This window comes from Glaciecola sp. G7-5 (assembly GCF_055808975.1).
The window spans coordinates 5,119,309-5,132,916 of the sequence record NZ_CM147892.1; the positions used below are offsets into that span (position 1 = coordinate 5,119,309).

The window sequence follows — 13,608 nt, forward strand, 5'->3', positions numbered from 1 at the left end:
TACTGCTCGCTAGCGCCTAAAGAACATTATTGCTTGGCGTAAGCAAGGGCTTCTTTGTATTTTGCTTCTAAACGCTCATAAATAATATGATAACTGTCATTTTTTTCATCATCAGGCAGCGCCTCTATTATTTCAATAAGGTAGTCATTGTCTTCGTTGCCAAACCAATTCTTTATGTATTCACCGCTTTTGTAGCCATTTGCTTGTCGAAAGTTGTTTAGCGCATTTTTACCACAGTACCAATTGAGTAACTGATCAGGCTTTAAGCCTAAAAATACGCACGCAATAAAAAAGCGTGGGTAGTTAATATTACCCGTAGTAAAGTCAACATCCATGGTGTCGAGCACTTTATTTGCGTCCTCGGCGTTCATTTTTTCGATTGCAGCGTAATCAATAGGCATATTAAAGTGTACTTCTAATAAGCTAGATACTGCTTGAGTATCGCCTTTAAAGCGCACCAATTCTTCAGAAATAATAAAGTGCAAAGCGTCAACCATTTCCATGGCAGCGTTGTGATAATCAGGTTTATTGGCTTTCCACCACTTCCATGAGCACAAATGATCAATGGCTTCTACTGTTTCCATTTTAGCAGCGCGTAAATAATTAGGCGCATCAGTCAACCAATCTGGTTTAGCAATATCGTTTGCGGTTTTTTGTAAGGCTACAGTACGACTAATCTGCTCAATTGAAATCATCAGTAGGATATTCCTTTTTTCGCTTTATAGGGTTAGTGGGAGAGGCGTTATTGTGGAGAGTGTAGCGTATAAAGGTAGGTAAAATAAATAGACAAACACTATCGCGGTGTCAAAATTACTTTACCTTGTTGACGCGGTCTGCGCGTACACTGCGTTACGACCTGCGTTTTTGGCCTTGTACATTGCCGCGTCTGCAGCTTCAAGCAAAATATGTCTATCCACTAGGGTAGTTGGAATAGTCGTTGCCACGCCTACACTTGCAGTCACCGAGCGCTCAACGTCGTTTAATTTGACTGGCGTTAACTCGATATTCTGACGAATTTTTTGCGCTATATTGATGGCATCTTTTTCTCCGCAATCAGATAAAATCACGACAAACTCTTCGCCGCCAAAACGGGCCACAAGATCCGTTTTTCGAGGAATAGTCGTAGCGATTATTTTCGCTACTTGAATAATACAGGCATCACCAAACAGGTGTCCGTGCGTGTCATTAAACTTTTTAAAATGGTCAATATCTATTAGCACCATAGTGAGCGGCTTTTTGTGCCTTGCGTGCAAATGCCATTGCTTATCAAACTCTAGATTGAAAAAGCCTCGGTTATAAATACCTGTTAGTGCATCAATTTTATTGACGTGCTCTAGCACCTTTTTTTGCTCATCAAGTTGCGTTTCTATTTCAAAAGAACGTTTATATTCTTTTGATGACCGAACTCCCATCATGGCAATGAAGCAAACATAAACAGCAATCATAATAGAGTAAGGAAATTTGTTTTGAATAAACAAGCCCCCAATGATGGAAGGCCCAAGCAAAACGGATAAGTTAACTAACGCAAGCTTAATGCGCGGAGTCAGCGCCACAAGTGCGCTACTGGCAATGCCGCCAATGGCGAGCATGGTCACGTGCAAAATCGGCTCAAATCGAGCGTCATAAATCGCCATGAAAAAAATAAACTTAATACAGTGGCATGAGACAATGAAAAAATAGCAAAACAATTCAGCCACAATTTAGGAGAAAAGGCATACAATTTTTTACTTACATACCAATGAATGAATCGCATAGCGCTGATAAATAGCATGCTCAAAGCGAACGCGTTACTCAATTGTGGCTCGTTGCTAAAGAAGTCAAAGGGCCAGAAGACAGCAGGTAGCATAATCCCATAGACAATAATTCCGGTCATTGACCGGCGCAGCAAATCCATGTCGATTCGGTGTTGTATGTCTGAAGGATGCAAGCAACTTGCCTCTTGTAAATATGAATACTAGTGCGAAATTGACGCGACCAGCACTTCCGCGCACGAAAACGTTTTAAATTAAAAGTGTTCTAGGAATCCAAAAATACTATTTCGTTTCTTGGTATATTATCGCCCTAAATCTGCTAATCCTTAGCAATATATGACGAAAAGAGCGCAAATTTCAGGATGAAAATTGACAACTTAGAAAGTTGGAAGCCAGGCGTAGCTGAATTTCATAAATAGAGATTGGCTATTACTTGTTAAGCGCGTAAGTTGGTCGCTGTCTTGTGCACCATGAGAGATGCCTACAAAAAACTTTGTAAGTGGATTAACTTTGTAAGAATAGAGAAGCTGAACACCTAAATTATGGCTATTTTGGTCAACATCAAATGTGTACAAGCTTTGATTACGCTTTACATCTGAGTAAGTCACGACTAAACGCACAAATTGGCGAGGGTCAAATTGATAGGTACTTCGCAAATCATATAGCGTGGCATCAAAAAGGCCCTCATCGTTGATCGCAAGACGACTGCGTTGCTGTTCAAGTTCAACTCTAAAATGTTTACCTAAATTAAGTGCAACGGCATGTTCAAAGAAGGTTTGATTGCCTAAGCGATTATTAGCAAGGTCGACCCTATCACCTACACGAACAAAGAATCTGTAAAACAGTATCTCGTTTGGCGTCGTTTCAAAATAGATAGAGTGAGATAATTCGTTAAAGCGAGTAGTGTTACCGGTGATATTAAGTGAGCGATTATCGTGACGCAAACCTACTATAGAACGCGTGACCGCGCCGATTTCTAAAAAAGTCTGATAGTCGCCCAGTATGCTGGCATATGCCTCTAATTCCCGTTCTATTAATTCGCCCCTTTCGTTGTGAGTAATGTCCCAATCACCCTTTAGACGAATACGGTTATACCATGAATTATTTTCTCGCCAATTATAGCCAGCGCCAAAAACCGTTTTGGTAGTATCTACACTTGAAATAAAACCCAAGTCCGCTCGAAAATCTGAATCGGTTCGAGTGTGCCTGGTGTTGATGTAGTAGTCATCGGTTTCCCGATTATACTGAACTCGTAAAGATTGCCCCGTAAAACCTTCACTGTTTTGTGTACGCAGGCTGGCCTCTGAAAAATCGTCTTTGGTGCTGCAATCATCCTCACAAAATTCACTCATTAAGAACTCAGGGTATTGGGTGTCTGATCTTGCTATTTGCGCCCGAAATGTGTCACTACTTGTCAAACGATATCGTAAATCAACGCTCATGAGTAAATTCTGATATGAATCTGAAGAGCGCATTGTGCTTAGTAGTCCTAGGGACAAGTCATCTGAATAATCGAAGCGATAGCGCCCCGCTAAGTTCACTGACTCCTCCTCTATTTGGGCCACGCTCGATCCTAAGTTGCCCGGCACTAAAAATCCGGTAGTTTTATCATTGGCAATAACCAAACCCACAGAATGCTTATCTACTCGGCCGGTCATTTTTGCACCGTAATCTGGGGCATTAATATTGCGCGTGTACACCAAATTTTGAGAAGTAGAAAAGTAGTCTGCATTTGCGACGAAAAAGGGTCTTCTTTCACCGTTAAAAAGCGCAAAGGAGTTATTCAAATTAAGTTGAGATGCATCGGCTTCTACTTGCGAAAAATCAGGATTAATCGTACCTGACAAACTCACTTCGGGTGTTATGCCCCAATTAATATCTACGCCAAACTCTTGATTGTTTTGTTCATCCCAAATAGTTGTCTCTTGTGGGCTGCGAGTTCGACCTTTACCGACGACCAAGGTTGGTACGATAGCTAAATTATTGGCTTGCTTTGCACCTTTAAAGCCACGTGCTGAGCCCATTTGACATAAGTTACATGAGTTATTTCGATCAAATGGCACATGAGATAGTCGATAATCATCGCTTCGTGGATAAAAGCGGACAAACTCTATTCCCCACGTTTTAATATCGTTACTTTCTTCAAAATTCATCAACCTAAGGGGGATTTTCATTTCTACAACAAAGCCGCTGTCATTTAATTTCCCGGCAGACTCCCAAATACCATTCCAACTTGTACTTTCATTGCCGGTCATCTCATTTTCAATAGAGTCGATCTGAACACCTAAAGGGTTTACAAAAAACTGATAAGCAAGGCGTCCATCGTTGTAGGTATCGATTTTGACACCCACCAGGTCATTGCCAAAACCGGAGTCACGGTCACGCAGGAAGGCGCGGATTTGACTACTATCTAAATCTTCAGCAATAAAAACGACAAATAAATCCGTACCATTTTCAAAAACGCGAACCGTGGTTTTTACAGGCGCGGGTAAACTTTCGAAGGGGCGTGTAATATAAGCAAGTTCAAGCGTTTTCGCTTGTAACCATTCTTGGTCATTGTATTCGCCATCGAGGACTGGCTGGTTCTTCAAATACGGAATAGATAGGTGATTTCGTTTATGCTGGTGGGCTGAAGGAAAACGCCTTTGATTTTTGTTACGGCGGGGGACGACTACATGTGCGGTGTCTTCATCATCTTCGATTTGCAAAGCCGCATCTGCGCTTGAAGGCAGGTAAAGTAAATTGAGTAGCAGCAACATGGGTAAAAAAATAAGCATTTTGCAGAATAAAATAATGTTTGACCGGCAAGCTTCAACAACATCAAATCGTTATTTGCCTAGTGGCCACATCAATTCAGTTTGCGTCAAACGATATTGTTTTACAAACTCTAGGTATTCATCTTTTCCAAGCGCATTTGCTAAGGTTTTTATTTGGTTTTTAGCTTTCGCGGCTTTTGTTTGCCATAAGTCAAGTCGCACCTCTGCCTGCTCTGAAAAGTCGACCGAAGTAATGCTGTTGGCTTTTTCTTTTGCGACAAAAAAGCTAATTGCCCAAATGAGTAGTTTGTTATGCACGGTGAGCAACTGCTTGGTCGAAACACCTAACTCTAATTCTACTTGCGAAACAATTTTCGCAAAGTCGTATTCACTTACGCCTTTTACGCTCTCAATAATAGATTGATTTGCTGCAGAGCATTGTTTTAATAACTGTAGATGCGCATCTTCAATGCTATCTTTATCTAAGTCTTTATTGACTAAGCTTACTTCTTCAAGTTCTTGCTTGATAATATCGAAGGCGATTAATTGACGAACCAAACTGGACATAACAGACTTATTTTAAACAATCGGGTTAACATAATAGACTGAGTTGACTAGAAACGAAATAGACAGTGAACATAAAGATCAATACTTTTGATAAAACCTTTCTTTTTTATTGTTTTATTTAGGGTTTTCTTACGCCACGTTTCATCGCCACAACTAAGAACCCAATTAGCGCATATATCCCAAATGTGCCGCCAGAACTAGCCGAGGATGTATCGACATTTTGCTGGTTTAGCGCAACAACTTGCACCGTGACCGTATCTGCGGTGCTTAAGCCAAACTCATCAGTAGCGCTTATTTGGAAACTCAAAGTAGCGGCAGTTGCCGGAGCGACGAAGCGAGCGAGTAATTGATTGCTATTTTCAATGTTTACAAGATCACCCTCTAACTGTGTCCATTGCACGCTCAACTCGCTTTCGCTGTCACTTGCTTGTGCATTGTTAAAATACACCGTTTGGCGGGTATTTACCTGCAAGTCAGGTCCGGCGGTTACATTAGGAGCAGTGTTAGAATCATCATCTTTAATATTAATAGTAAGCGCCAAATTGCTGCCCTGATTAATGCTGTCATTAGGCGTTAATACAACTGAAATAGATTCTGCGTTTTCTAATACGCTATCGTTGAGAATATCAATTTCGACACTGCGTTGCGTTAGATCCCCATCTTGCCATGTCAGCGCTGTACTAGTCCCTGGTGCCAATTTAAAATCTTCGCCTAGCGTCGCACTTGAGTTCTCAAAAGACAGGTTTGCACTGATACTTCCCACGCTACTATTTTGACGAGCAACCTTAAATGAAACCCGCCCTTGGGTTTCAAGTGCATTAATCGTCGCCTGTTCAAAACTAAGTACGCCTGAATCCACTGCGCTTCCATCGATGTTTAAAAAGGCATGCGATTTTCCAATTAATATATCGCCGTTAGTGGCATTGTTTAGGCTAAGCACAATAAGTTCATCAAACTCTTCAGAATTGTCAGACAAAATATCGATTTCTACAAATTGACTATCACTATCATTAGCCCCCCAATAAAGCGTTCCTGAAGTACTAACTATATCGTTTTCATTGGCTGAAGGTAGCAATATATCGTAGTCAACAGACATACTAGCTGTTCCTTGTTTAACGATTTCAATGCGAACCTTATCACCCTCTTGTGCAACAATTTGCGTGTCGAGAAAGCCAATAGCGTTATCAGTGCTAGCTATCGTTTCATTCCTCAAAATAAACAAACCACCCTGAATGTCACTCGCTAGAATATGTCCGCTAGGCAAATAAGGGTAAACACCCCACACACCGTTAAATGAGTTATTATTTGACGCTGGATAGCTATCGAAATAAGCCACCTCTTGGGGTGCTTCAGGATGTCTAATATCTAAAACCGTGACGCCGCGTTCGTAATTGGACATATAATATTTGTTGCCCTTTACGAAACCATTGTGGTCACTCGCTTTGGTTGGACCGGTCCATGTACCTACCAAGCGCGGTGAACGCAAGTCACTAATTTCAAATATATTTATCGTTGTATTTAATGATAAACGTCGTTCGTCTAGCTCATCGTGCACAAAGATGTATTGTTTGTCTTCACTCCACCAACCTGAATGTGTGTACTGCGCGTTTGGATAGCTAAACTCACTCAATAGCGTTGCTTCCTCTGCGCTATTGTGTTCCCACAAACGCACCTCAGATTCGTTAAAATCAATAATCACATTACATTTATCTTCAACAAGTTGATTGCAATCATTGACCGCTCGGTGATCATCAACGAGTAAAGAAGATGCATCATGAGTGTAATTGCTGCGTGATGAACTGGCATTAGTATAGGCATTCGCACTACTTGGATTGGCCGGGTTTGCTAAACTATAAGTCCGCCATGCGCCACCAAAATTATTTGACCCTGTTAAATGAAGCTTAGGGCTTTGCCCGCGCAGCGCAGTGTTTGTTGTATAATCAACATTACTGATATAAACATTGTGAGATTCGCGGTCTGACGCATTTCGTTGACTAAGAGAAACAGAGCTAGGTAGATTGCTCAAGTCAATGATCATCATCCCTTCACTTACGTTATCAGCACCTGAATATGCATATGCTTTAAAGCGGCGTATCGTAGGGTCGTAATATTGTAGTATCTTTATATCGCGCCAAGTCGTTCCTTGGCCCTCAACTGAACCAACAACAGTAGGCGTATCAGCTTGGCTAACATCCACAACAGCAACCCCATTGCGCAAACCAATAATGGCATACTCGCGCATATCATTTAAATCCACATGCCCCCATATATCGTTAGCTGACGAGCTTGCGGTAGGTAATTCATTCAAGCTTAGATGACCTACTAAGGACAGCTTTTCACAAGAGAACCCTGAGGCACTTCCATTAACACAGTCACTAGCGCTTTGAGAATTTTCCACTAGGCTCAAGGCATTTAGGCCCTTGTTGAGCGCCTGCATGACTTGTGCACCAGACTTTGTCGCAGACGCGCTTGAAGCATTGGCACTCGCCTCGTTACCTTGCATTGCTTTGGCGTCACTAATAACGTGAAAACCACGATCATATAGCGTGGCGGCATACTCTTGAGGTAAACCAATTAACGTAGATTTAAACTGATTTGGAGATTGGTTCTGATAGTTATCGCTTACATTGTAACCACCAAAAACGGGATAGGTATTTGAGACTAAGTAGACAAGTGCTTCACTCGAATCAACCAAATAGCTGCCTTGGGCAACCAGTATTCTGTCCCCCTTATTTGCCTGCTTGACCGCAAAAGCAATCGTTCTGCATGGTCTAAACCGGTTGTCGCACTCGCTGTTGTCTTTGCCTATTTCGGCCACAAACCTTGCTTTATCAATATCGCTATGGGCATGGGCCGTATAAGTCAACGCCACAAAATTAAGCAACAGTATACATACTATGCTTGAGATGAATTGACGAATGTTGAACATATGCCTACTTTACCCCAGATATACTTAGTCTTTTGAAAAGGCCGCTTTAGTTAGTGTAGCAAAGAAAGTCTGTTGCGCGAATGTAATCACTTATAATATACGCAAAATGTGATAACTTATTGCACTAATCTTGGATGTTTTTTTGCGGCGTAGTAATGCTTAGGCTTCGAAATAAAATAGGAAATGCAATGCACAATATAAGCGAATGTTTAGCGAAAACATGGCTGATTGGAGCAGCGTGTCTCTTGCTTTTAACGGCGTGCGAGCCGACCAAAGAAGCGATACCAACGTATTCAGTAAATTTGCGCTTTATTCCTTATTACCAAGAAGAAGCAATCCCATGCGATCTTATCTTTAAGCATAAAAACGCACAATGGCAATTAGAAACCTTCGGCTTTTTTGTGTCTGATTTGCAATTTAACAGACTTGCAAAACAAGCAGGCACATTAAGTTCTTCTAGTTGGCAAAACCAAAATACAGCCTTGATATGGTTTTCAAATACCTGTGAAAATAAAAGCGCTGCATTGAAAGCGAACGATAGCGTAAACATGCTCATCGATAGCAGCAAGCTTAACAGCCTCCAGCAAATTCGTTTTACATTGGCAGTGCCTTTTGAAAGCAACCATTTAAATCCTTTAAGCCAAGCTTCGCCCCTCAATGCACCTGAAATGTTTTGGTCTTGGCAGGCTGGCCATAAATTCTTGCGCTTAGATGCCAAGCAACTTACGCAGCCAAAGCCAAATGCTAAGAATAATGCGATAGAGACAATATCCTCGCGCACACCATTAGCGAAGTGGGCATTTCATTTGGGAAGTTTAGGCTGTGACAGCAAATCAAGCTTGCGCGCGCCAAGTTCAGCTTGTGCGATGCCTAACCGTTTTACAATAACAATCCCACTACCAAAAGATTTCGCCTTAATTGAAAACTCAATCCATAATATAGATATAAAAGTGGATATAGCGGCACTACTTCACAATGTTGATATTGCAACGGCATCATCTTGCATGTTCGCACTTACGCAAGACGCAAGTTGTAAAGCTCTCCTAACCAATTTAGCTGAACAAGGTATATTTTCAGCACTTGATGCGAAATTAACGCCATGATGCAAAAGAGTTTATTTGCACTTGTATTTAAAGCCTTATTGGTCACGGTTGCACTGCTAATTACAGCATGTACAAAAGAACAACAAACTCAAAACTACTCATGGTCCCTGCCGCCTCATCTACCCGCTCCAAATGTGCCGACTGATAATCCGATGACAACTGCGAAAGTGGCATTAGGTAGGGCATTATTTTACGAACCGGCCTTGTCTGGCAATCGCGCAATGTCATGTAGTACGTGCCACCAAATTGAACATGCTTTTAGTGAACCACGCGCTCGTTCTTCTGGATCCCATGGCCAACTATTACAGCGAAATGCGCTTGCCCTAGTAAATATAGCCTACAATAGTGACTTTACTTGGGCACACAATAATATAGCCAGCATTGAACAACAAATGTTAATCCCCCTATTCAGCGAGGCCCCAGTAGAAATGGGTTTAAGCGGCAAGCATAATGAGGTTTTAAAACGCTTTGAAACCAGCGATTATCAAGCTTTATTTGAACAAGCTTTTGGTGATCCTGAAATCACGCTAGATCGCGTCGTCAAAGCCATAGCTAGTTTTGTGCGCTCGCTAACCTCTTTTGACTCTCCATTTGACGACTACGCCTATCGGAATCAAGATGGGGCCCTCAGTGAAGCTGCATTAAGAGGCTTAGAATTGTTTTTTTCAGAACGAACCGAATGTTTTCACTGTCATGGCGGCTTTAACTTCACGCAATCCAGTAAACATGAGTTCCAACCACTTGATTTGCGTCCATTTCATAATACCGGTTTGTATAATACTGACGGCAAAGGCAGTTATCCAGATACAGACCAAGGCCTAATGAGTGTGAGCTTAAATCCAGACGATATGGGACGTTTTAAAGCTCCTACGCTTCGTAATATTGCCCTAACCGCCCCCTATATGCACGACGGCAGTATTGCCAGCTTAGCAGAGGTTATCGCATTCTATGCTGAAGGTGGCAGAGGAGCCGGCATTGTAAGTCCGCTAAAAAGCCAGTTTATGACAGGCTTTACTCTAAGTCCTCAAGAAATAAACGACCTACTGGCTTTTTTGCATAGCTTAAGTGACGAGACCTTTATAAATAAAACTGAAAATCATGCGCCCATCAACCCACCAAAGGTAAATTAAATCAGAGTAGATTTACTTGCTTTTCATTTGTTAGGTTTTGTTTTACCTTTATCACCTAATATGACACCAATAAACAATAGCTAAGGAACAACAATGAGTAACGAACACGACAATCATGAACACGACGGGCATGTGCATGGTCCAGGTTGCAATCATCATCACGAAGCACAAATACCGATTGTAAGGCAAGGCGCGAAAATAGGACGCAACGATCCATGTCCGTGTGGAAGTGGCAAAAAGTATAAGAAGTGCTGCTCAAAGTAAATCAACGCCAACATAAAAATAATAATTAGGAGTTCATCTTATGTCGAAAATATCTAGGGTTTTATCATCAATTGCCATACTAAACTTGGTCCTTGTCACACTAGCCAGTGCGCAGCAAACAGCACTCGTTGGCGGACGCCTCATTGATGGTTTTGGACACCAACCCCTGGCCAATAGTGTCATACTCGTAAAAGACGGTATTATTGAAAAAGTAGGTACAGTAGATACACTACAAGTGCCAAGTGGTTACGATATTGTTTCAACCGAAGGCATGGATGTACTGCCTGGTTTATGGGAAAGTCATGCCCATCTCATGCTCACTGGGCATGCGGATTATGAGCATTGGCGCAAAGAGTACACTTCAAAATTAGCTAGCGAAATTATGCCTGCAAGCGCCGAGCAGCTCCTTCTTTCCGGTATTACTAGCGTACGAGACCTAGGCGCTCCTCTGGAAGACTCAATGACAATTAAGCGACAAATAGAAAAGGGTGAGATACCTGGTCCGCGTCTCTATGTTTCAGGTCCTTTTTTACAGCATAAACCCTACCCCGGTACAGACCATTATCGTTGGGGTGTTGACAGTGTTAGAGATGCCAAAAACAAAGTCAATAAGCTCGCCGATGCCGGTGTTGATATCATCAAATTAATTGACCACGACATGATGGAACTAGAGGTTGCACAAGCTATCGTTGACCAAGCTCATGAGCGTAACTTGGTTGTGGTTGCTCATTCTCATAAACCTGACGAAATAAGACGAGGTCTGGAAATAGGCGTTGATAACTTTGAGCACACCGGACTCACAACAGCCCCTGAATTTCCAGACGACGTGATGCGTTTGCTTAAAGAACGCACTGCCAAGGGTCGCGTTGCTGGCGGACCATTATATTGGACACCTACTGTAGAAGGTCTGTGGAATTACGAGCTAACCGTTGCCAACCCAGAGCGTTTAGATAACAAATGCTGGCACAGAGGACTTGAGCCTAGCACGATAAAAGATATTCGCGCTTCTTTGCAAAACGTAGGAGAACTCGAATATATGCAGCTAACTCCCTTGCGCAAACCAACGTTAAAGCGAAAAATTGAACAGTTGAAAGAATCTGGGGTAGTTTTATTAGTTGGCACTGACAGCGGCATTCCTACCAAATTTCATTGCCAAAGTACTTGGAATGAGCTTGCGGTATGGGTAAATGAAATGGATATCTCCCCAATGGACACAATACGTGCAGCGACCTATTGGCCCTCGGTACTAATGAAAGTCAGTGATAAAACCGGTACCGTGACCGCTGGTAAATATGCTGACATTATTGCCGTGAAAGGCGATGTATTGCGCTACATAAATTTGCTACAAGACGTAGACTTGGTGATGAAGGGCGGGAAAATTTATAAACAAAACTCAATCGCCACAAGCGACCAATAATACACTTATTAAATTAACACTTTGATACAGGGTTCAGCCTAGATCTGGACCCTCATTAATTTCTTCTTCAGTGCTTCGTTTTGATGCTTTGCTTTTTTCACTTTCTTAGGTTTTTGGATGCGCAAAACTAAGGTTTCAGAGATCTTGTCTTGAATGGCCTGACGGTTAGGATCCCAGTACAATTGTAAAAACCCCAAAAGCCCTGTGGCAAACCCAGCACCATATCCGCCATATCGGCCAAAGCTTTCCCATAAATTTGGTATATTTCCATCAAGCTTTACGACTCTAATACCACACATTTTTTTACCAATAGTTTGGCCATTGGCCCATGCCGTAAATACGCTAAAATACAATGCAGCCCAGCCCAAGCCTAAACCTAAATCTGACATAATCGCCTCAACCCAAGCAACAAGACTATCTATACTCTTTGTTTCTGGCTCAGATATTGTTGAAACATCAATATAAGTATCGTTGGCGTTTTCTGCATATTGGGAGCTAGATTCTTGGGTCACATCGTCGCTCTGATTAGCCACACCACCGCTGCCATCGTCGTAGCCATGCACAACTAAATAAGCAATAAAAAAGACGATAATAGCACCGCTGCCTCGTAAAACGAGTCGTGTATAATGCCAGCCGTCTTTATTGTTACTTTGCGCGTTTTGTTTAAGCTTTATATCAGCACGAAAAAAAGTAAGAGCAACAAAAATCGCGAAGATAAATGCGCTAATTGTACTAAGAACAGTGATCAAAAAAATATCAATAAATATAGCGAAACCACGCCTTGTGGGCCCAGCAAGTGGTTTACCCAATAAATGGGGGGATACTGTAAACGCATAAGGCGTCACAACTTCTTTAGTTTCAGATTGGCTTAATGGCTCAGACATAACATGGTGCTTATGGGCGGAATCGATTAATATTTATCATATGCTAGCCAAAAGAATTTGTCTTTATCAGACGTGAAAAAATATTGGCGGAAAAAATGCAAGGTAACATATGAATGTATAATCAAACCAAACTAATGAAAATATAATCATACATGGACTATTATAGTTTACGCCAACCCAACAGTGTCACATACGAAGTGAAGCGAAGTCAGTTTATTGGCATTTGCGCTAGCGCAAAAACGCGCGACAAAGCACTTGAAACGCTTTCTCCAATTAAACGCCAATATCCCGATGCTCGTCATTACTGCTGGGCCTACCTATTGGGTTCACCTTTTCAGCCTATCAGTATGGCCGCCTCAGATGATGGCGAACCTTCTGGCACGGCTGGCAAGCCTATTTTGAACGTGTTGCAACATAATAAGGTCGGTAATGTTATGTTGGTCGTTGTACGATATTTCGGCGGGGTTAAGCTTGGTGCAGGAGGCTTAGTTCGTGCATATTCGGCAGCGGCCCAGCAAGTCATGGACAGCGCCGAAATAGACTTATTTATTCCCTACTGCAAAGTAACGCTCGAGTGTAGCTTTGCACAAGAGCAGCATGTTCGCCATGTGCTTAGTCAACAACAAGGTAATGTGCTTAACTGTGAGTATCAATCAAAAGTAACGATTACAATTGAAATACCCAATGCAAATCTGCCAAACCTGCAACAACAGTGTGAGCTCAATCAATGGTTCATTAAAACATGAACCTCTAATTTATGTAGATAGTCATGCTCGCTTGTGAATCTAGCAATGTGATCTTCTTAAT

Annotated in this window: 11 protein-coding genes; 5 read left to right on the forward strand and 6 right to left on the reverse strand. The window is 41.9% G+C overall.

Going from position 1 to position 13,608, the window contains the following annotated elements:
* Window positions 1-26 precede the first annotated feature (26 nt).
* The 5 genes from AC0L6H_RS22500 to AC0L6H_RS22520 form a co-directional block, all read right to left on the reverse strand.
* Window positions 27-695, reverse strand: coding sequence for a dUTP diphosphatase (locus AC0L6H_RS22500; RefSeq protein ID WP_473391716.1), 669 nt, complete (start codon window positions 693-695; stop codon window positions 27-29).
* A 120-nt stretch (window positions 696-815) separates the two neighbouring features.
* Window positions 816-1,634, reverse strand: coding sequence for a GGDEF domain-containing protein (locus AC0L6H_RS22505; protein WP_473391718.1), 819 nt, complete (start codon window positions 1,632-1,634; stop codon window positions 816-818).
* 494 nt (window positions 1,635-2,128) lie between these two features.
* Window positions 2,129-4,528: a carbohydrate binding family 9 domain-containing protein gene (locus tag AC0L6H_RS22510; RefSeq protein ID WP_473391719.1), complete on the reverse strand. Its 2,400-nt coding sequence runs from the start codon at window positions 4,526-4,528 to the stop codon at window positions 2,129-2,131.
* Between the two features lie 51 nt (window positions 4,529-4,579).
* Window positions 4,580-5,074 carry a hypothetical protein gene (locus AC0L6H_RS22515; protein WP_473391721.1) on the reverse strand — a complete coding sequence of 165 codons (495 nt, stop codon included), beginning with the start codon at window positions 5,072-5,074 and terminating at the stop codon, window positions 4,580-4,582.
* A gap of 118 nt (window positions 5,075-5,192) precedes the next feature.
* Entirely contained in the window at window positions 5,193-8,003 is a 2,811-nt protein-coding gene (locus AC0L6H_RS22520) for a choice-of-anchor B family protein (protein WP_473391722.1), read from the reverse strand.
* A gap of 188 nt (window positions 8,004-8,191) precedes the next feature.
* Between AC0L6H_RS22520 and AC0L6H_RS22525 the strand changes: the two genes are divergently transcribed.
* From AC0L6H_RS22525 to AC0L6H_RS22540, 4 genes are all read left to right on the forward strand, one after another.
* Window positions 8,192-9,106 (forward strand): MbnP family copper-binding protein, encoded by a 915-nt coding sequence (locus AC0L6H_RS22525; RefSeq protein ID WP_473391724.1) that lies wholly within the window; start codon window positions 8,192-8,194, stop codon window positions 9,104-9,106.
* Window positions 9,103-10,236 carry an MbnH family di-heme enzyme gene (locus AC0L6H_RS22530; protein WP_473391725.1) on the forward strand — a complete coding sequence of 378 codons (1,134 nt, stop codon included), beginning with the start codon at window positions 9,103-9,105 and terminating at the stop codon, window positions 10,234-10,236. Before AC0L6H_RS22525 ends, AC0L6H_RS22530 begins: the two co-directional genes overlap by 4 nt.
* A gap of 93 nt (window positions 10,237-10,329) precedes the next feature.
* On the forward strand, window positions 10,330-10,500 hold the full coding sequence (locus tag AC0L6H_RS22535; protein WP_473391726.1) for an SEC-C metal-binding domain-containing protein: 171 nt from the start codon (window positions 10,330-10,332) through the stop codon (window positions 10,498-10,500).
* 40 nt (window positions 10,501-10,540) lie between these two features.
* Window positions 10,541-11,917 carry an amidohydrolase family protein gene (locus AC0L6H_RS22540; RefSeq protein ID WP_473391728.1) on the forward strand — a complete coding sequence of 459 codons (1,377 nt, stop codon included), beginning with the start codon at window positions 10,541-10,543 and terminating at the stop codon, window positions 11,915-11,917.
* Between the two features lie 38 nt (window positions 11,918-11,955).
* Here AC0L6H_RS22540 and AC0L6H_RS22545 read toward each other — a convergent pair whose 3' ends face one another.
* Window positions 11,956-12,801, reverse strand: coding sequence for an RDD family protein (locus AC0L6H_RS22545; protein WP_473391729.1), 846 nt, complete (start codon window positions 12,799-12,801; stop codon window positions 11,956-11,958).
* 152 nt (window positions 12,802-12,953) lie between these two features.
* On the opposite strand from AC0L6H_RS22545, the gene AC0L6H_RS22550 reads away from it, so the two are divergent.
* Window positions 12,954-13,547, forward strand: a complete 594-nt coding sequence (locus AC0L6H_RS22550; protein WP_473391730.1) for an IMPACT family protein — start codon at window positions 12,954-12,956, stop codon at window positions 13,545-13,547.
* Window positions 13,548-13,608 lie beyond the last annotated feature (61 nt).

What these genes read in the sequence shown, in the direction of transcription:
- AC0L6H_RS22500 (WP_473391716.1), bottom strand. Translation starts at nt 695, where the DNA reads ATGATTTCAATTGAGCAGATTAGTCGTACTGTAGCCTTACAAAAAACC.
- AC0L6H_RS22505 (WP_473391718.1), bottom strand. Translation starts at nt 1,634, where the DNA reads ATGGCGATTTATGACGCTCGATTTGAGCCGATTTTGCACGTGACCATG.
- AC0L6H_RS22510 (WP_473391719.1), bottom strand. Translation starts at nt 4,528, where the DNA reads ATGCTTATTTTTTTACCCATGTTGCTGCTACTCAATTTACTTTACCTG.
- AC0L6H_RS22515 (WP_473391721.1), bottom strand. Translation starts at nt 5,074, where the DNA reads ATGTCCAGTTTGGTTCGTCAATTAATCGCCTTCGATATTATCAAGCAA.
- AC0L6H_RS22520 (WP_473391722.1), bottom strand. Translation starts at nt 8,003, where the DNA reads ATGTTCAACATTCGTCAATTCATCTCAAGCATAGTATGTATACTGTTG.
- AC0L6H_RS22525 (WP_473391724.1), top strand. Translation starts at nt 8,192, where the DNA reads ATGCACAATATAAGCGAATGTTTAGCGAAAACATGGCTGATTGGAGCA.
- AC0L6H_RS22530 (WP_473391725.1), top strand. Translation starts at nt 9,103, where the DNA reads ATGATGCAAAAGAGTTTATTTGCACTTGTATTTAAAGCCTTATTGGTC.
- AC0L6H_RS22535 (WP_473391726.1), top strand. Translation starts at nt 10,330, where the DNA reads ATGAGTAACGAACACGACAATCATGAACACGACGGGCATGTGCATGGT.
- AC0L6H_RS22540 (WP_473391728.1), top strand. Translation starts at nt 10,541, where the DNA reads ATGTCGAAAATATCTAGGGTTTTATCATCAATTGCCATACTAAACTTG.
- AC0L6H_RS22545 (WP_473391729.1), bottom strand. Translation starts at nt 12,801, where the DNA reads ATGTCTGAGCCATTAAGCCAATCTGAAACTAAAGAAGTTGTGACGCCT.
- AC0L6H_RS22550 (WP_473391730.1), top strand. Translation starts at nt 12,954, where the DNA reads ATGGACTATTATAGTTTACGCCAACCCAACAGTGTCACATACGAAGTG.